Annotated in this window: 9 protein-coding genes and 3 pseudogenes; 7 read left to right on the top strand and 5 right to left on the bottom strand. The window is 47.4% G+C overall.

Annotated features, from left to right (window positions below):
* Positions 1-227 precede the first annotated feature (227 nt).
* The 7 genes and pseudogenes from AB3Y96_RS19275 to AB3Y96_RS19245 all read left to right on the top strand — a co-directional run bounded on the left by AB3Y96_RS19275 (position 228) and on the right by AB3Y96_RS19245 (position 13,217).
* Positions 228-656: a hypothetical protein gene (locus AB3Y96_RS19275; RefSeq protein ID WP_367299975.1), complete on the top strand. Its 429-nt coding sequence runs from the start codon at positions 228-230 to the stop codon at positions 654-656.
* Between the two features lie 53 nt (positions 657-709).
* Positions 710-808 (top strand): annotated as a pseudogene (locus AB3Y96_RS19270) (DUF1471 domain-containing protein); the annotation flags it as partial.
* A gap of 245 nt (positions 809-1,053) precedes the next feature.
* Positions 1,054-1,325, top strand: a pseudogene (locus tag AB3Y96_RS19265) (helicase-related protein); the annotation flags it as partial.
* A gap of 1,457 nt (positions 1,326-2,782) precedes the next feature.
* Positions 2,783-6,766, top strand: coding sequence for an inverse autotransporter beta domain-containing protein (locus AB3Y96_RS19260; protein ID WP_367299974.1), 3,984 nt, complete (start codon positions 2,783-2,785; stop codon positions 6,764-6,766).
* Between the two features lie 392 nt (positions 6,767-7,158).
* The gene (locus AB3Y96_RS19255) at positions 7,159-8,760 is read left to right on the top strand and encodes an inverse autotransporter beta domain-containing protein (RefSeq protein WP_367299973.1); all 1,602 of its coding nucleotides are present in this window, start codon (positions 7,159-7,161) and stop codon (positions 8,758-8,760) included.
* Between the two features lie 18 nt (positions 8,761-8,778).
* Positions 8,779-12,528: pseudogene (locus tag AB3Y96_RS19250) on the top strand (beta strand repeat-containing protein); the annotation flags it as partial.
* Positions 12,529-12,788: 260 nt separating this feature from the next.
* Positions 12,789-13,217, top strand: a complete 429-nt coding sequence (locus AB3Y96_RS19245; RefSeq protein WP_367299972.1) for a hypothetical protein — start codon at positions 12,789-12,791, stop codon at positions 13,215-13,217.
* 97 nt (positions 13,218-13,314) lie between these two features.
* Here the strand turns inward: AB3Y96_RS19245 and AB3Y96_RS19240 are convergent, their stop codons facing one another.
* The 5 genes from AB3Y96_RS19240 to adiC form a co-directional block, all read right to left on the bottom strand.
* Positions 13,315-15,282 (bottom strand): FUSC family protein, encoded by a 1,968-nt coding sequence (locus AB3Y96_RS19240; RefSeq protein WP_367299971.1) that lies wholly within the window; start codon positions 15,280-15,282, stop codon positions 13,315-13,317.
* 11 nt (positions 15,283-15,293) lie between these two features.
* Positions 15,294-16,313 (bottom strand): multidrug transporter subunit MdtN, encoded by a 1,020-nt coding sequence (mdtN, locus tag AB3Y96_RS19235; RefSeq protein ID WP_367299970.1) that lies wholly within the window; start codon positions 16,311-16,313, stop codon positions 15,294-15,296.
* Between the two features lie 12 nt (positions 16,314-16,325).
* Entirely contained in the window at positions 16,326-16,619 is a 294-nt protein-coding gene (locus tag AB3Y96_RS19230) for a YtcA family lipoprotein (RefSeq protein WP_072308493.1), read from the bottom strand.
* Between the two features lie 106 nt (positions 16,620-16,725).
* Positions 16,726-19,032: an Orn/Lys/Arg decarboxylase N-terminal domain-containing protein gene (locus tag AB3Y96_RS19225; RefSeq protein WP_367299969.1), complete on the bottom strand. Its 2,307-nt coding sequence runs from the start codon at positions 19,030-19,032 to the stop codon at positions 16,726-16,728.
* 83 nt (positions 19,033-19,115) lie between these two features.
* Entirely contained in the window at positions 19,116-20,447 is a 1,332-nt protein-coding gene (gene adiC, locus AB3Y96_RS19220; protein WP_072308495.1) for an arginine/agmatine antiporter, read from the bottom strand.
* Positions 20,448-20,915: the final 468 nt, after the last annotated feature.

Below are 20,915 nucleotides of genomic sequence, written 5' to 3'. Positions count from 1 at the left end.
AAAAACAGTAATATAAATGGTAATTATTTATTAAATATAGTTTTTATTTTTTTTGATGATAGGTGTTGTTCATTAGATTAAGTTACGTGTGATAACGTTTGTGACGAGGTGTGTTTATTTAATGCACATAGTTGATGTGTTATTTTTAGATCGTAATTTATAAGTGTTTTCTAGTAACTTCAAAATCGAATCTCAATTTTCTAAAAAATAAAATCAGAGGAAAGAGAATGAAATTATTTTTTTTGGCATTTATTATGCTTATAATAAATATCCCTTGCATTGCAAAATCTAATATTAACCTTGCCTTTCATATGGGACTCGGTGCCAATGGGTATTATGAAATTGGTGGCACTATGGAAAATAACAGCTCAGAAACGTTGCCATATAGCGCGGTGACTTATATCACAATTGATAAAAACTGTGTGCCAAGCGATGCGAAAATAGCGAATCTTGGCCCAATAAAAGCCAATGGCTCGTTGGAATTTAGGATCCCCGTTAAGGGCATATTATCCTCATACCGCATTTTAAGCGTATCGGCTTGGAATGATATGGGGGTTCCCGTCGATGTTGATGACAAAACGGCGGAGGTCATTAAAAGCCGAGATGCGGAGTTTATGAATAGCTGCAAGCTAAAACGCGCGGGCACTGTCCATTAATTGATACAATATGACACCTTATTATTCTAGAGTCATGGATCACTAAAGACGTCTTGTCTAAGCTGGCAGACCAGAAAGGCGGTAAATACTACGTGAGCATCGTAGGCTGTGTGCACGGCAAAATAAGCGCGATTGCGGATGTATACAAATAGCGTAAGGCTACAGCTACACTGCACGAATTCATTAGCAGGGATTGTCCCCGCATTTTATCTCTCATCACGCTGTCTATTTTTACCTCTGCTTTACCCACCGCTTCTTAGTTACTATGTTCGCCTATGAGTACAAGTTCACTGGTGCGACGAGTCTATAGTCGCGTTAAGCGGCCAACGGGCTCCCCCCTTATTTTTGTTTGATTAAAGTAGCCTGTGTGACCCCATCTTTTGCTTCCCTGACGCTGCCAGATATCGAACAACAGTTTTATGAAACCTCACGCGGTGAGAAATTAGCGTTGCTACAGGCTCTGCTGAGCAATCTGCAACCGGCATCATGCGTGGTGTTAATACCAAACGTGATTGCCAAGACGTCTACGAGGCGTTGTCTGGGCAGAATATTAGCGTACTGGCTCTGCACGGTGATTTAGAACAGCGTGAACGCGATCGGGTGTTGGTGCGTTTCTCTAATCGCAGCTGCCGTATGTTGGTGGCAACCTACTTCGCCGCGCGTCTCCTTTCTAGCCTCCTCCATTCACCAAGGAGGCTCGTCCCCCCATTTATTTCCTTCGTTAACCAAAAATCACTCTGGTTATAATTCTTGATTTTAATAAATAAATTGCTAATCGTTTTTCTCTCTCCAATCATAATGGTGGGATATGATTCACTATGTTTATATTTAAATATTATCTGTGACATAAAATAGAGTCATACTTATCTTTACGTAATGAAAAATGAATTTTCTCTGTATAACAGGCTTTACTCATAAGTATTAACGTTGGTTATTATCAATGCCGGAATTAGCATTTCTATTCTTACACCTGTAGGCCAATGGCTCCAGTGATGCTATGGCGTTCCTATATACACTTAATAATCCTAGGTTTATTATAAGTAATGTGATTTTTCTCGTGTGTTGTATGGATTTAAATGGTCGGTGTATTAGATAGATATGTCGCTAAATATGTACGTTAATTATGATTAAAAAATGATCATAGACCGTTTGTCAGTGAGGATTATCAATTAAAGATGTAGGAAATATATTACTTACAATAATTTACTTAAGACCATAATTTAAATGAAATCTAAATGCTAAATATTTTTTATTGTGATTTTATTATTTTTATAATATGAGAAATTAAATTTTAAATAGATTTATGAAATCTAAACGTTAATGAAACAACCCCCGTTAAAAAATAAATTCGATACAAACAATCCCCGATTTGCTTATTTTTTCAAATAATATTCTTTCATTTTGAATAAAAAACAATTAATCAGAATTTAATATCGTTTTTTGTGATTTTACAGATAATATAATCGCAATATCAAAAAAATCATTATAATGATCCGAAATCAACACTGATGTAGTGGTTATTAATTGATCTAGAACGGGGTATAGATGGCCGTTATGTTCAATATTTATCCATGTAATTATGCATTTATCGCTAGGATGGCAGCCCGCAAAAATGGAATTTCTTAACTAAGAAATCAAAGAATTCATCCCCCAATCAAATTGCTGATGGCGTTGGCTAACGCGATGGCATGAAATGGTTTTCGGTATTTATATTGAAAAGGGGATGGCACGTTTTCAAAAGGAGGTTGAAGACAGCGAAAAAATGGAATGCAATCTCGATAGGGGTGGGCCAAGTCTCGCTGTTTGACTCATTTTTATTATTGGACTCAGTTTGTTTTTTCATCGATAGAGTGACGCTCTGATGCGGAAAGTAGACTGATGTCCTCATGCAATCCAATGTTTAAACAATCCTAATGCGCATATATGTATTAACAACCTGTATTGCGTTGGGGTTTTCTGTATGTGAAATATCATCTAATACAACGGAGAAAGGATGTTTAGCTTACGTTTAATTATATGATTCGCAGGCCGACTGGGCCATTTAATTAGTTTTCTAGTGGTGATCTCCTTCAAGGTAGAAAACCAATCAATATTATTTGTTTATTATTAATTTTCTTGAGTTTTATATGAATAAAAACAAACCTCCATCTGCCAGTGAAATAAAAATAGGTAAAAAATATATCCGCGCCATTGCACACCTGAATATCGGTATGCAGGTCGTATTCCCGTTAGCTCTGTCATTTACTCCGGTAATGGTTGCTCGAGCCGAAACAGAAGACAAAAAATTCCTCGCGACCAGCGCCCCGGCGAAAACTATTCCCTACGTGTTACAGCCTGGGGATTCGATTGCTCAGATAGCAGAAAAATATCAGCTCACCGTGGCACAGCTTAAAACGCTGAATCAATACCGAACTTTTGCCCACGGCTTTGAATCAGTGCGCGCTGGGGATGAGATCGATGTGCCAGTACAGGCCAAAAATAGTGCTGCCGATAAGGCGCGTGATGACAGCGCTGCGTTGGCTCAGCGCGTCCAGCAGGCCGGTCACTTTTTACAAAACAATCCCAACAGCGATAGCGCGAAAGATTTGGCGCGCGGCCAAGCGTTGGGTGCAGCGAACAGCAAAGCGAATCAGGAAGTCGCCAGCTGGCTGAACGGCAAGGGAAAAGTACGAGTAAAACTCGATGCCGACCGTGATTTCTCATTAAAGAACTCTGAGCTGGATGTGCTGTATCCGCTGTGGGAAAACAATGCGCATCAGGTGTTTACGCAGGGCTCGGTACATCATACCGACAGCCGCAACCAGTCCAATCTGGGGTTGGGCTACCGCTATTTTGAAGGCACCTATTTGCTGGGCGCCAACACCTTCTTCGACCACGACTGGTCACGCAGCCACTCGCGTTTAGGCCTCGGTGCCGAATATCAGCGCGATTTCCTCAAAGTGGCCGCTAACGCCTATATGCGTTTGACCAACTGGAAAAACTCACCGGATTTCGATAACTACGAAGAACGCCCGGCTAACGGTTGGGACATTCGTACTGAAGGCTATTTACCTGCCTATCCGGGGATCGGCGGCAAGCTGGTGTATGAACAGTATTACGGCGACCGCGTCGGGCTGTTTGGCAAAGATAATCAGCAAAAAGATCCGGTAGCGGTGACGGCCGGCGTTAACTATTCGCCGTTCCCGCTGATGAAGTTCAACGTCGACCACCGCATGGGTAAAAGCAATCAAAACGACACCCGCTTTGGCATCGATCTGAACTATGTGTTTGGCGCGCCGTTAGGTCAGCAGTTGGATAGCAGCCTGTTGGCCGCGAGCCGCAGCTTGGCCGCGAATCGCTATGACTTCGTTGAGCGTAACAACAACATCGTGTTGGAATACCGCAAAAAAGACACCATCAGCCTCCGGTTGGCCTCGCAAATCAGCGGCTACAGCGGTGAAAGCAAATCGCTGGGCGTGTCGGTCAACAGCACCAACGGCGTTGAGCGCATTGAGTGGACCGCACCAGAACTGCTGAGTCAGGGCGGGCAGATTGTTCAGGTTTCTGAGCAGCAGTTCAACGTGATCATTCCTGAATATCAACATGGTAATGATGCCAACAACAGCTATGTGGTGAGCGGCGTTGCCTACGATAAATCCGGCAATGCATCGCCTAAGGCAGAAAGCTTGGTGATCGTGTCATCAGCGGCGGTGAGCATTCTTAATAGTACGCTCACCCCGATGGAGCTACAGCTACCGAACGACGGTACCTCTACGGCTAGATTGACGCTGGTATTGCGTGATGCGAACAATCACCTCGTCAGTGGTATCGCCGATGACATCAAAACCACGCTAAGTCCCGTGGGTCGCGGTCAGCCAGATGCCACGGTGAGTGCTTTCAGCGAAGACATGACCCGTATGGGCACCTATAGCGCCATCGTGACGGCGGGCGAAAATATGGGCCAATATAAAATCACGCCTGAAATCCATAATGTCAAAATTGCGCCAGCGACGTTGTATGTCGGCAGCACACCGGCAATCAGCGATTTGAGCATAAGCGGCAAGCTGGAGCTGGGTGAGCAGCTAACGGGAGACTATCAGTTCAATAATGGCGGCGGGCACCCGAAAGATATGTCTCTCTACCAGTGGGGCAATAAAGGGCAGACCGCAGGGCTGAATGGCGCTGAGACTATTGTTACTTCAGGCAGCGTGCCGGGCTATACGCTGGTCGCAAACGATGTTGGTCAGGTAAAAGAGCTGTCGGTTCAGGCGCGTAACGGAGTCGATACGTTGGGGAATATCCTGACGGTGACCTCTGAAAACGGCGGCGAAGGCGGCACGGTTATCGATCCAATGGCAGCGCCAAGCATCAGCAACGTGGCTATCAGCGGCGAGCTGTTGGTGGGTAAACAACTGAACGGTCGCTACACCTTTGCGGCGAATACCGGCGATACAACCGACCGCTCGGAATACCAGTGGGGCGTGGAAGGCTCCACGGCAAACGTGGTGGCGAACGAGAACGGCAGCGCGATTGAGCAAAGCGGCACCATCCCAAGCTACACGGTCCAAAGCAGCGATGCGGGTCAGGTACTGGAAATGTCGGTACGTGCCAAAAACGGTGCCAGCGTTTACGGCAACAGCGCCACGGTCACCTCAGTACCGGGTACTGACGGCAACGAAACCGATAAAGGGGGCCCCGGCGGCACGGTTATCGACCCAATGGCTGAACCAAGCATCAGCAACGTGAAGATCGACGGCGAGCTGTTGGTGGGTAAACAGCTGAACGGTCGCTACACCTTTGCGGCGAATACCGGCGATACAACCGACCGCTCGGAATACCAGTGGGGCGTGGAAGGAACGACGGCAGGTGTGATTGCGAACGAGAACGGCAGCGCGATTGAGCAAAGCGGCACCATCCCAAGCTACACGGTCCAAAGCAGCGATGCAGGTCAGGTACTGGAAATGTCGGTACGTGCCAAAAACGGTGCCAGCGTTTACGGCAACAGCGCCACGGTCACCTCAGTACCGGGTACTGACGGCAACGAAACCGATAAAGGGGGCCCCGGCGGCACGGTTATCGACCCAATGGCAGCGCCAAGCATCAGCAATCTGATAATTCGCGGCACGCTAAATTCCGGCCAAACTCTGAAAGGTAGCTACATCTTTGCGGCGAATACTGGAAATACGCTCGACAAGTCAGAATATCTATGGGGAACCGTGGGTACCACGAAAAGCCAAATTGAAAGTAATAAAGGCAAAGTGATTAGTAAAAGTGGCACATTGCCAGACTATGTTATTGCGAATACGGATGTGGGTAAGGTATTAGAAGCCACGGTGCGCGCGAAAAATGGCGCCAGCGTTATTGGTAATATTTCAACTGTGACGACTGCGCAAGCAGGCGGCGGTAATAATACTGATGATGGCTATAAAGGTCAGATAATTGATAAGTATCAATTTAACGTTGTTCCCGGTAATCGAACGCTAGGTGAAACGTTATCTTATCAGTTCTCGCTGAATGCCAAAGGACCTAATGGAACAAACGTTACCGTTCCTTATTCTGAAATAAAATGGAAAACAGAAAATAGCAGTGTTGCGACTGTAAATAGTTCAGGCGTTGTAACCGGTGTTAATGCTGGGAAAACAAATGTGGTGGCCTATGGGTTATATAAAAATAACGAGTTTGAGGCTAAAGCAGTGGTTACCATCACCGCATTGAAATATTCCCCGTATTATGGTGGAACAATAGCTGGCGATAAGAGCGGTAGTGATATTGTTACTCCCCCTGATTACATGATTTCTATGCAGTGCGGATTTGCGGTAGATAGCATGGGTGGCGTGGGTGGCACCGGGGGAAGTCCTCTTATTATCCGGAATGTGAGAGATGTAACGTCAATTACGGTGAAAACAGGTATTTCACGAGACTATGGTAACCGCACCGGTGTAGGTCAAATTATATATAAATATAAGAATGGCTCGCAGGAAAGTTGTGGTGAACAGCCTGCCTCAATTTATGACAACTTAACTACAAGCGTTTACAACATACCAAATGGCTACGTTTTACAGGGCTATGAGGTAAAAGGAAATGAGCTGGTTAATAGGGTTAGATTTGTTGTTTCTGAATCTGGAGAGTAAAAAAAGCTATTTTTAATTTCTAGTTTTATGTTTTAACTATAAAGTGCCTGATTTTTATCAGGCACTTATTTTGTTAAGTATCAATATTTATTTATTAGTAATAATGCTCTATTTAGGTAATGTTTATTGTTCATGGAAGCGTTCGGTGATTTATTGTTTTCCTACATGCGTAGGTGTTTGGTGGCATTCATATAGTTGCGCTCTCATATACTAATTGCTAGGTAAGAATTATCTTATGCTAAGCAAGTCTTTTTATTTTTTGTATGGCTATCACTTTCATTTTTATATTGATGGAGTGAAAAAACAATTTTGTTTTACGAGCTATCTCATTATTTTAAAAGTCATTATTGCTTAATTCGCATTGATTATCATTCTCTCCTATAGAGTTATTTATGAAAAACAAACCCCCATCTGCCAGTGAAATAAAAATAGGTAAAAGATATATCCGCGCCATTGCACACCTGAATATTGGTATGCAGGTTGTATTCCCCTTGGCCCTGTCATTTACTCCGGTGATGGTCGCAAGAGCTGAAACAGAAGACAAAAAATTCCTCACGACCAGCGCCCCGGCGAAAACTATTCCCTACGTGTTACAGCCTGGGGATACGATTGCTCAGATAGCAGAAAAATATCAGCTCACCGTGGCACAGCTTAAAACGCTGAATCAATATCGAACCTTTGCCCACGGCTTTGAATCAGTGCGCGCTGGGGATGAGATCGACGTTCCCGTCCAATCCAAAAGCATCGCCACTGATGCTGGCAGTGATGACAGCGCAGCACTGGCTCAGCGTGCCCAGCAGGCCGGTCATTTTTTACAAAACAATCCCAACAGCGACAGCGCGAAAGATTTGGCGCGCAGCCAAGCGTTGGGTGCAGCGAACAGCAAAGCGAATCAAGAAGTGGCCAGCTGGCTGAACGGCAAGGGAAAAGCGCGGGTAAAATTGGATGCCGACCGTGATTTCTCACTAAAAAATTCTGAGCTGGATGTGCTATATCCGCTGTGGGAAAACAATGCGCATCAGGTGTTTACTCAGGGCTCGGTACATCATACCGACAGCCGCAACCAGTCCAACCTGGGGTTGGGTTACCGCTATTTTGAAGGCACCTATTTGCTGGGCGCCAACACCTTCTTCGACCACGACTGGTCACGCAGCCACTCGCGTTTAGGCCTCGGTGCCGAATATCAGCGCGATTTCCTCAAAGTGGCCGCTAACGCCTACATGCGTTTGACCAACTGGAAAAACTCACCGGACTTCGATAACTACGAAGAACGCCCGGCCAACGGGTGGGATATTCGTACTGAAGGCTATTTACCTGCCTATCCGGGGATCGGCGGCAAGCTGGTGTATGAACAGTATTACGGCGACCGCGTCGGGCTGTTTGGTAAAGATAATCAGCAAAAAGATCCGGTAGCGGTGACGGCTGGCGTTAACTATTCGCCTTTCCCGCTGATGAAGTTCAACGTCGACCACCGCATGGGTAAAAGCAATCAAAACGACACCCGTTTCGGTATCGATCTGAACTATGTGTTTGGTGCGCCGTTAGGTCAGCAGTTGGATAGCAGCCTGTTGGCCGCGAGCCGCAGCTTGGCAGCGAATCGCTACGATTTTGTCGAGCGTAACAACAACATCGTGTTGGAATACCGCAAAAAAGACACCATCAGCCTCCGGTTAGCTTCGCAAATCAGCGGCTACAGCGGTGAAAGTAAATCGCTGGGCGTGTCGGTCAACAGCACCAACGGCGTTGAGCGCATTGAGTGGACCGCGCCTGAACTGCTGAGTCAGGGCGGGCAGATTGTTCAGGTTTCTGAGCAGCAGTTCAACGTCATTATTCCTGAATATCAATACGGCAACGATGCCAACAACAGCTATGTGGTGAGCGGCGTTGCCTACGATAAATCCGGCAATGCATCACCAAAAGCGGAAAGTATGGTTGTTGTTTCCTCGGCGGCGGTAAGTACGGTTAACAGCATGCTAACCCCGATGGAGCTTTAGTTACCGAACGACGGCCACTCAACGGCTGAACTGACGCTGGTGTTGCGCGATGCCAATAACCACCCGATCAGCGGCGTAGCGGGCGATATTAAAACCACGGTCAGCCAGTCTGGTCGTGCCCAGTCCGATGCTACAGTCAGCAGCTTCAGCGAAGATGTGAATCACTTGGGCACCTATAAAGCCACCGTCACGGCGGGCGAAACCATGGGGGAATACAAACTCACGCCTGAAATCCAGAACATCAAAATCGCCCCGGCGACGCTGTATGTGGGCAGAGCGCCGATGATCAGCGGCTTAACCATGAGCGGCAAGCTGGCGTTAGGCGAGCAGCTAGCGGGTCATTATCAGTTCGATAGCAACAACGGCAATACGCAAGATACTTCCCTTTACCAATGGGGGAATAAGGGGCAGACCACAGGGCTGAATGGCGCTGAAACTATCGTTACTTCAGGCAGCGTGCCGAGCTATACGTTGATCGCCAGCGATGTTGGGCAGGTAAAAGAGCTGTCGGTTCAGGCGCGTAACGGGGTGGAAACCTTAGGGAATACGCTGACGGTCACCACGGTTCCGGACGATAGCGGCAACGATACCGAGGGCGGCGACGGCAACGGCAATATCACCGATGAGCAGGCCGCACCAAGCATCAGCAACGTGGCGATGAGCGGCAAGTTGAACGTGGGTGAAGCGCTGAGCGGCAGCTACACCTTTGCGGCCAACACCGGTAATGCAACCGATACGTCGGAATACCAGTGGGGCGTGAAAGGTTCGACGGCAGATGTAGTCGCCAACGGCAGCGCCATCAGCCAGAGCGGCGTGATCCCAAGCTACACCATCGACGGCAGCAATGCGGGTCAGGTGTTGGAAGTGTCGGTACGGGCTAAAAACGGGGCTGATGTGTACGGCAACAGCGCCACGGTAGATACCGCACAAATCGGCGGTGGCAATAATACCGAAGGCGGCGACGGTAACGGCAATATCACCGATGAGCAGGCCGCACCGAGCATCAGCAACGTGGCGATGAGCGGCAAGTTGAACGTGGGTGAAGCGCTGAGCGGCAGCTACACCTTTGCGGCCAACACCGGTAATGCAACCGATACGTCGGAATACCAGTGGGGCGTGAAAGGTTCGACGGCAGATGTAGTCGCCAACGGCAACGGCAGCGCAATCAGCCAGAGCGGCGTGATCCCAAGCTACACCATCAACAGCAGCAATGCGGGTCAGGTGTTGGAAGTGTCGGTACGGGCTAAAAACGGGGCTGATGTGTACGGCAACAGCGCCACGGTAGACACCGCGCAAATCGGCGGTGGCAATAACACCGAAGGCGGCGACGGCAACGGCAATATCACCGATGAGCAGGCCGCACCGAGCATCAGCAACGTGGCGATGAGCGGCAAGTTGAACGTGGGTGAAGCGCTAAGCGGCAGCTACACCTTTGCGGCCAACACCGGTAATGCAACCGATGCGTCGGAATACCAGTGGGGCGTGAAAGGCTCAACCGCCAACGCAGTGGAAAATGGTGAGGGCAACGCCATCAGCCAGAGCGGCGTGCTCCCAAGCTACACCATCGACGGCAGCAATGCGGGTCAGGTGTTGGAAGTGTCCGTCCGAGCGAAAAACGGGGCTGATGTGTACGGCAACAGCGCCACGGTAGATACCGCGCAAATCGGCGGTGGCAATAATACCGAAGGCGGCGACGGCAACGGCAATATCACCGATGAGCAGGCTGCACCGAGTATCAGCAACGTGGCGATGAGCGGCAAGTTGAACGTGGGCGAAGCGCTGAGCGGCAGCTACACCTTTGCGGCCAACACCGGTAATGCAACCGATACATCGGAGTACCAGTGGGGCGTAAAAGGCTCAACGGCCAACGCAGTGGAAAACGGTGAGGGCAACGCCATCAGCCAGAGCGGCGTGATCCCAAGCTACACCATCGACGGCAGCAATGCGGGTCAGGTGCTGGAAGTGTCCGTCCGAGCGAAAAACGGGGCTGATGTGTATGGCAACAGCGCCACGGTAGATACCGCGCAAATCGGCGGTGGCAATAACACCGAGGGCGGCGACGGCAACGGCAATATCACCGATGAACAGGCTGCACCGAGCATCAGCAACGTGGCGATGAGCGGCAAGTTGAACGTGGGCGAAGCGCTGAGCGGCAGCTACACCTTTGCGGCCAACACCGGTAATGCAACCGATACATCGGAGTACCAGTGGGGCGTGAAAGGCTCAACCGCCAACGCAGTGGAAAACGGTGAGGGCAACGCCATCAGCCAGAGCGGCGTAGTGCCAAGCTACACCATCGACAGCAGCGATGCGGGTCAGGTGTTGGAAGTGTCGGTACGGGCTAAAAACGGGGCCGATGTGTACGGCAACAGCGCCACGGTAGACACCGCGCAAATCGGCGGTGGCAATAATACCGAAGGCGGCGACGGCAACGGCAATATCACCGATGAGCAGGCCGCACCGAGCATCAGCAACGTGGCTATCAGCGGCAAGTTGAACGTGGGTGAAGCGCTAAGCGGCAGCTACACCTTTGTGGCCAACACCGGTAATGCAACCGATGCGTCGGAATACCAGTGGGGCGCCAAAGGCTCAACCGCCAACGCAGTGGAAAACGGTGAGGGCAACGCAATCAGCCAGAGCGGCGTGATCCCAAGCTACACCATCGACGGCAGCAATGCGGGTCAGGTGTTGGAAGTGTCCGTGCGGGCTAAAAACGGGGCTGATGTGTACGGCAACAGCGCCACGGTAGATACCGCGCAAATCGGCGGTGGCAATAACACCGAAGGCGGCGACGGTAACGGCAATATCACCGATGAGCAGGCAGCACCGAGCATCAGCGACGTGGTCATGAGCGGCACGCTGAAGGTGGGCGAAGCGTTAAACGGCAGCTATACCTTTGCGGCCAACACCGGTAATGCAACCGATACGTCGGAATACCAGTGGGGCGTGAAAGGCTCAACCGCCAACGCTGTAGAAAACGGTGAGGGCAACGCAATCAGCCAGAGCGGCGTGATCCCAAGCTACACCATCGACGGCAGCAATGCGGGTCAGGTGTTGGAAGTGTCCGTCCGAGCGAAGAACGGGGCCGATGTGTACGGCAACAGTACGACGGTGAACACTGCGCAGACAGGCGACGGCAATAATACTACCGGCGGAGATGCTGGTAAGGTTATTGGGAGTCCCGCACTAAAAAATATTGAGGTTAATGGATATAATTTTGCTCTTAACAGCGGTTTTCCAACCATTGGTTTTAAAGGAGCTCAATTTACATTAAATATTGAATATGCATTGGCGGAGGAGTTCAACTGGGAATCAGATGCGTCATGGGTGTCGGTTAGTAATGGTGTCGTAAGCTTTATCAGTGAGGGGAATAAAAGTAAGGTTATCATCACGGGTACACCCAAGAGTGGTGCGGGAAATATAATTACATTTAGCTTTACGCTAAAAGAATGGTACATCAGCAAAGGTGAGTCACAAACCGTTAATTTTGATGACGCCAGCAAATACTGTAGTAGTAAAGGTTACATTGTACCTACTGCGGGGCAACTGACAGGTTCAGTCTCTTCGGATGGAACTCGCGGTACTCTTGGCGGGCTCTGGAGTGAGTGGGGGAATATTTTAGCATTCGACGCTGACTTCCCAAACCATTCTTGGACGGCTACGATTCCTCAAGCTGGATATTATAGTGCTGTTAACCTGTTCAATGGCGTCCTTGAACAATTGTCATCAGCGAGCTCGACTCAGGCAGTGTGTCAGCGCGATCTTTAATCTTTTGAGCTTATCTTCTCCCTTCGTTGAGCATAGGAGGGAGAACTTAGGGGGGGGTAGTGACAAGTTAATTCAGCTGAACTATCCAACTAAAAATTATTTTTAAATTTGATAACACCCAATGAAAATTCATCGGGTGTTATTCTTTTTGATGTTATATAGCGCCGCTATGTGACTGGTTAAAGGCTTTATGAAGCGATTTGCTAAGTGTTCAACCACTAAATTACTTTAATATGAAGCACTAAATAATGAGGAAAAATATGAAGGTTAAGTTTCTCTCAGCCCTGCTACTTACCACAAGTTTCACTTGTTTTGCTCAATCCGACGTTAATCTAGCCTTTCATATGGGGCTTGGTGCCAATGGGCATTATGAAATTGGTGGCACCATGGAGAATAATAGTTCAGAAACATTGCCGCATAGTGCAGTGACTTATATCACTATTGATAAAAACTGTATGCCAAGCAGTGCGAAGGTAGTCAATCTTGGTCCAATAAAAGCCAATGGAACGTTGGAGTTTAGGGTCCCCGTTGATGGTGTATTATCTTCATACCGAGTTTTAAGCGTATCAGCTTGGAATGATATGGGTGTTCCCGTCGATGTTGATGACAAAACGGCGGAGGTCATTAAAAACCGAGATGCGGAGTTTATGAATAGCTGCAAGCTAAAACGCGCGGGCGGCGCTCATTGATTGATAATTTATGACAAATTAAAAGGGAGTCCGCGTAATCACACGGACTCCCTTTATTGTTACAGAATAATGGTTCATTCATTAATTGTAGAACGAATTATATCTCGCGAAGAAGCAACCAAAAGCTATAAATTGAGTCACTGAGCAAAGTGAGCATAGTCGATACCTCTTTGGATAGCCCTTCCGGTAAATCAGGCAGAGTCATATTATCGTTTTTCTCCCCCGTTTTTAGCCGCTTAACTATAACGCCGATATTTTCTACATTTTGCTGGATAAAACATCCAATTTCGGGGTTAACAGGCGCGTTTTGCTGACACCAAAGCACCACCGAATCGGTATTGATCAGCATGCTTTTCGCCTGTTGTAGGATCTCCTGTAGTTTCTGGCAGGTTGCATCATGGGAACCTTCTGCTTTCATCCAAGTGGGCTCAAGGGCAATCTCGGTGGCTAAATCCTTACACCCTTTAAAGCTCACCATTAACGCGCCTCGTTTATCTTCGGCAGCATTTTTCATGGATAGGCTGGTTTTCATTAAATCCATTAGGCCAGCGAGTTTAAGCTGTAATACTTCGCCATTTCTTTCGGGCTTGATTAAGGTTTGAATCAGCCCTGCGATAATAATGCCTAGAATAACGCCGACAATTCTGTCGCGTACCTCGGTGAGATCGTTGACCGGCGTAAAACCATTGAGTACGGCGAGTGAGAAGGTCAGCAGCATTTGGATGCCAGCATAGCTAATATTCTCTGGGCCAGTGGCAACCCATGAACAAAGCATAAAGATAGGAACTGAAAGTAATAGCAGCCCAAATAGCGTGGTTAAATTTGGCAGAATAAAAACAATGGCAATCAGTGCCGCAATACTTCCGGCAATAGCACCTAATAAACGTAGCGTGATTTTTCGCTGCGTTTTTCCTAAACCGGGCTGGGCCACAACGAGGCAGGTCAGCATGATGGTGTGAATACCAAACCAGTCAGTGGCGGTATAAAAAATATAGCAAATCAGTGCGCTAAGTAATGTTTTTAATGCATAGGTAACATAGATTTTATTTGAGAATGCATCAGGAACGAAGAATGAGAAATTTTTCTTTGGGCTCGGGCTATTGTCGTAAGAGACATTTTTATTTTGATCGTAATTATTTATCACCTTTGCCATTTGGTTTAAGGTGACATTTTCAGCATTCGTATTGATGATCGTTGGTGTATGGCAAACTGAGGGAGTTTTTAAACAGGCTACCATACCTTCGCAAACAGACTTAATACTTAAGGCCGCGTCGCGGGCTTTGGGGTTAATCAATTCCACAGGCAAATGGCACGAAAGAGAGCGTAGTTCAGAAACCATTGTCACCATTGCTAACTGCGCCGTATGATCGTTGGAACTTAGTCGATCGCGGGATTTAGTATATTGCAGTAGTTTATACAGCGATTGTAAATCTTGCCCAATCGAGGCGAGGGTATTTTCTTTTCTCTTGAGTTCATTGCTAGGAGTTAAGAGATCCGCTATATGGTTAAGTTGCGATATAAGCGTTTTATTGAGTAATTTCTCCGGCTCTGAGGGAAGAAATAAAGCATTAATAATGAGAGTGACGGCAATGGCATAGCTCATCGCCACCCATACCCATAAAATGTTTCTGATGATTTCTTCTGAATCTGAGCTTACATCAACAAAGCTTTGTGAAAAAATAACGATTAGAGCAACTAAGTAGAATATCACGCCATATTTTGAGGCTCGCATCATAAATAGACTAATAAAAGCCACCAATGATGCCAGTAAAATGCGTAAAAAAGGCACGTCCCAAGTTATTTTTAAAATTAACAGCGACGCTGCTACGGCCAGCGCGATAGAAATAATAAAAAATAGGCCGGTGAGTTTGGTCACCACAATATTGGTTTGGGTGACAAAAAAGACCACGATAAGTGATAGCGCTAGATCGGGGATCTGTAACGTTTGGCTGAGAATAACCACAATGATACAGGCCACGGTGGTTCGCAGGATCTGATTTGCTCGGCCCGGATAAAACCCAAGCCCCTGATAAAATCGAGAGACGAAGAGGTCAAATGATTTCATTCTGATTTCCTCTAGGGTGCGGTATCTCGATAGACGATGGCAATCGCCGAGGCACCAACGCGAAATAGCGCAGGCTCTGGGTTATCGACGCGAATTTTGACAGGAAAGCGTTGGGATACATGCACCCAGTTGATGGTGCGTGCTACTGAAGGGAGGCCGTTGCTCACGCCGCCATCTTGGGGAGATACGCCGTAGCCTACGGAATCAACGCTGCCGCTAAAGGATTTACCGGTATCACCCATGACGTATATGCGCGCAGGAACGCCATTACAGACATTTTTTAGGTCGGTTTCACGAAAATTAGCCACCACATACCATGCTTGGGTATCAATGAGCGTCATTACCGACTGCTGCGGCGACGCATATTGCCCAATTGTGGTATTCAGGGACGTCACTCGGCCATCGAAAGGCGCACGAATTTCACTGTATTCAAGGTTTAATTGGGCTTTTGCGATATCCACGCAGACAACTTTACGCTGCGCAATGAGTGCATCTACGCTGCTTACCGCTGATTTGGCCTGTTCTACTTCGCTGCGAGAGGCTTTATACATAGCCTCGGCGCTATTTTTTGCCGTTCTAGCTTGATCAAACTCTTCCGCAGAAACGTATCCCTTGCCTTTAAGCGCCAATATACGTTGGTAGGTGCTGAGTGCCTGCAGGTAGTTCTCTTTGGCGCTGACTTCTTTCGCTGAAACGGCCTGAGCATTGTATTGCTGGGCATCAACGGTTCGCTGTGCGAGCTTTATTTGTTCATCTAAGGTAGCAAGCTGAGCGGTGCCAGATTCGATGGCATGTTCATAGGGTCTTGGGTCGATTTTAAACAGCAGATCGCCTTTGGAAACCAGTTGGTTATCTTTAACGGGGATCGTTACTATATGCCCTTCAATAACAGGAACCACATTAATGGTATCGGCATAGATATAAGCATCGTCAGTCTGTGGGGCTTCATCGATCTTTAACATCACAATGCATAGCGCAATTAGCGTTATTAATATGAGAAAAAAAATATAAAATTTATTCTTAAGGGACATTCTGTATTTCTCTTAATGGGTAAAAAATAATAACCAAGTCAACATTGCGCTGAGAGCGGTAACACAGGGATAGACAATCACGGCAGGCTCAAGCCAGCACTGGTGCTCTCCTTTTCTTAATATTGTGTGCATGAGTGTCATAGCGATAACGCCAATGCCTGAACATATCAGCCAGTCAGGAAAAGATGCGCCAAAGAGAACTATTGATGGTGCATAGGAACAACCAGTTAGAGAAAGAATAATACAAACTAAACCGATCGCTTTTGCTGAATGGAACTTGATCCATTTAGTCGCTAATTTCTGCATATAAATTTCTGCATAGGATTTTTCATAAAGTGACGAAGTGGCTAATAGAAATGAAACAGAAGAGATCCTTAAAGAATCTCCTCTGTAGATTATTTTATCGGGTGACTTAGTCTTTCAGTGCCCATATATAATATTGGCCATCTTTCAGCTCGGCACCCTCGAGTTCTTTTTCGAACCCTGGGAATTTTTTGCCCCATTGTGCAATGCTGTAAATATATTGCAGCCATGGTTGCTCAGTGGTGCCGAAGCTTTCGCCTGGCATCACGATCGGAATACCCGGTGGGTAAGGGATCACCCCAACGGCGGAAATACGTCCGGCAAGTCTATCAAGCGACAGTAATTCGCAGCGCCCAGCCATATGATCTTGGAAAGCGGCGCGAGGGAGTTTAACCGGCGTTGGGATATGGCTGAAGGCGGCTGCCTGAAGCTTATCCATCTGGCTGGTTTTCATGTAAGCAAACATCTCATCACACAGATCTTTCATGCCCATACCGGCATAGTTCTCAGCATGAGATGCGGCAAGATCGGGCAGACAGACCGACAGCGGCGTATTGCTGTCGTAGTGTTTTTTGAATTCGATAAGAACGTTGATCAGCGTTCCCCACTTGCCTTTGGTGATCCCCACGGAGAACAGACATAACACCATGAAATCTGTAGTGCGCGATGGAACGATGCCGTGCTGATACAGGAATGCGGTGACAACAGCGGCAGGAATACCGGTTTCCTGCATCTCACCGTTGTCGCCCATGCCTGGTACTAAAATGCCGGCTTTGATTGGGTCGAGCATGCACCAATCGTCTTCCAACTGTTCAAAACCATGCCAATTTTCGCCCGGACGAAGTACCCAGCACTCAGGATCGGTGGTGAGCTGTTCTTTAGACGCACTCATGAACGGCACTTTTTTGCCCGTTGCAGCATCAATCACGTCTGGCGCATTCCACGGAGAGAAGAACCATTCCCCTTTAGCGGCAAAGGCGGCGTGAACTTTGGCGAGTGCAAGACGGAAATCGACCGCCTCATCAATCACTTCCTGAGTCAGCGCTTCGCCTTGCTGGTCATCCATCATGGCTGCACCAATTTCATTGGCCGCGATAATGGCATACAGCGGTGAGGTGGTGGATTGCAGCATGTAAGACTCATTGAAACGCGAGTGTTCAATGGGTTTTTTGCCATTACGAATGTGAATGTAGGAAGCCTGAGAAAGCGCCGCTAAAAGCTTATGAGTCGACTGCGTAGCAAATACCGTTGGACCGGCTGCGTCATGCTCTGCAGGATTTCCACGCATCGCGAAACGATCGCGATAGAGTGGATTAAAGCGTGCATAGGCATACCAAGCTTCATCGAAATGAATAGTATCGACGCTCTCAGCCAGAAGATCTTGAGCCTGTTTTGCGTTGTAGCACATACCGTCGTAAGTACAGTTGGTGACCACGGAATAAACCGGTTTAGGGTCAACGGCAAGCTGTTTCAGTGGATGCGCATCGATTTTCTGCTGGATAGATTCTGGTTGGAACTGTGACTTAGGGATCGGCCCAATGATGCCAAAACGGTTACGTGTTGGAATGAAGAACACCGGGATCCCGCCGGTCATCACCAGCCCTTGCTCGATAGATTTATGACAGTTACGGTCGCAGAGCGCAAATTGGCCCTCTCCAACGACGGCTGACATGACGGCACGGTTAGAACCTGATGTGCCGTTCAGAACGGAATAGCTTTGGTGGGCTCCAAATACTCTGGCAGCATAGGCTTCGGAGTCTTTTATTGGGCCGCTGTGATCGAGCAGCGATCCAAGCGAATCACGTTCAATCCCGGTATCGGTACGGAAAAGATTTTCGCCGAAGAAATCAAGGAACTCACGACCAACCGCCGATTTGGTAAACGCGACACCGCCCTGATGACCGGGGGCAGCCCATGAATATTCAGGCGAGCCGTTGGTGTAGTTGAATAGGGCTTTTGTGAATGGCGGTAATAGCTGGTCGAAATATTTTTTGATTAACGCGATGCTGCGTGAAGCGATGAATTCTGCGGTGTCTTCTTGCATCCAGATAAATTCATTCGCTAACTCCATCGTTTCGAGCGTTAGCGTCTCGAGGCAGGCATGCTCTGCCATCAATAATACCGGCACTGTTTTATTTCGACGACGAACTTCTTGCAACAGTTTTAATGCTTGGCTGTGTGACTCAGTATCGTTCTCTTCAGAAGTCCAATCTACAAATACACAGCAAATAGAGGCGTCAGAGCTGATGCTGGCGATCCCATCGGTGTAGGTTGTTGCAATAACAACCGAGAGATTTCTTTCTTCTAGAGCCTCGATTAAATTACAGATAGCCTGTCCATTAGCGGTCTGTTTATTTGCAATGTTACTATTTACCACTAACACTTTACGTTTTTTGAGATGATTTAATTCAATCATTTTTAGTCCTATCTAGCTATTTATTAAATTCATTGTGTTCTTATTTTTTCGTGACCTAAAAATAATTAGGCCACGTAGTATTGCTATTCCGCCTGAGCGTCCAGTGGGAACGGATTTTTGTGTGTTCGGTTATAATTCAGAGCGTAAAGTGCGGTTACGATCATTAACGCAACAAACGACCACATAACCTCTTGTGCGCCGGAGCCAATAACAGCCCATATGCAATAAACAAAGGCAATAAATGTGATAAAGGTAAATAACCCTTTTTGATTCCCTAAGTGCCCGTGTCCAACCAGCAGCAATGCCGCGCAGGTGTAAAGATAAGGTACTAAGGTGAAAATAACGGATACCGAAGAGACGACACCAAATTGCGCTGCCGCATTAGGTGATATTGAGGCAACTTGGAATATTGTCATAAGTACGCCAAGTACAATCAGGCCTTGTACCGGAACGCCTTTTTTATTCACTTTGGCGAAAATCGGCGGGAATAGGCCATCGTCTGCGGCCGCTTTGGCGGTTTGGCTGGCAAGCAGCGTCCAGCCGCCCAGTGAGCCGAGACAGCCCGCTGCCGCACAGAATGTCACGATGGCGCCTGCGGTTTCACCCAATGCCATACGCGCGGCATCACCGAACGGGGATGTTGATACACGCAATGCCGCATTCGGGATCATACCCATGATGGCGGTGGTTGAGAGCACATAACAAACGGCGGCAATCAGAACACCACCGATAGTGGCGATCGGGACGTTTTTCTTCGGGTTTTTGACAACGGCGGCGGCAACGGACGCGCTCTCTACGCCGATAAATGACCATAGCGTTACGTTTAGAGTGCTTTGAATTGCGCCCAACGTACTTTTTCCGCTGACGTTCCACGCGGCCATATAGGTATCGCCGCTAAACCAGAACCAGCCAAAAATAGCAACTGACAGAATAGGAACCAGTGCTAACACCGTGGCCACAGCCTGCACACGCGTTATCATTTTGGCGCCGATAATGTTCAAAATAACGAAGAACCAGAGGACTAAAACGCAGGTCAGCGTCATGATCATGGGATCTTTTAGCGCAGGGAAGAAGTAGCTGAGATAGCCCACGCCGATAACAACCATCGCAATGTTACCGACCCAACAGGCTAACCAATACAGCAGGTTAGTTTGATATCCGATGAATGGGCCGAACGCTCGACGAGCATAGGCATAAGATCCACCAGGGCTTGCATCCAGCGAAGACATTTTGGCGTACACCATGGATAACGCTAAAGCACCGATGATGGTGACCAACCAGCCATAAATAGCGACGCCCCCTGTGGATGCTAGGTTTGCAGGAAGGAGAAAAACACCCGACCCCATGATATTGCCTGAAACCATTAAAGTGACAGGTATGAGCCCTACTTTATGTGAATCTGATTCAATTGCCATATATAAAACCTTAACGGATCCTATTTGTTTAATTAAATATTGGATGAACAACGTTATTTGAATGAGTATTAATATTATTAGTCATGATGGGGTTTATATTAAATCCTAACTAATATAAATAGACACAGCATTACATAGTGAATAAACGAACAGTTCATAATTGAAATTTATGCAAAAAACTATAGCGGTTGCAGGAGCATAAATATATAAGACTCGGCATTTTGCAAGAGTAGGTAGCGTCCTACGTATGTAGGCGTTAGATTGCGTATGTGTAAGATATATGCAGAAATAATGATAGTGAAATTGGTAGCTAAATAATTCAATGAGGAATATCGACGGTATAAACTAATGGTTTCATTTAGACGCTGTTTATTTTATTAGCATATAATCAACTCAAGTTTACATTCGCGCTATCTAGAACATATTGCTAATCTTAGGTTTATAAGATGACGCTATAGCGTGCTTCTT

Source organism: Hafnia alvei (genome assembly GCF_964063325.1).
GTDB lineage: Bacteria > Pseudomonadota > Gammaproteobacteria > Enterobacterales > Enterobacteriaceae > Hafnia > Hafnia alvei_B.
The sequence above is the reverse complement of the archived record's forward strand: the minus strand, read 5'-3'. Positions and strand labels throughout refer to the sequence as shown.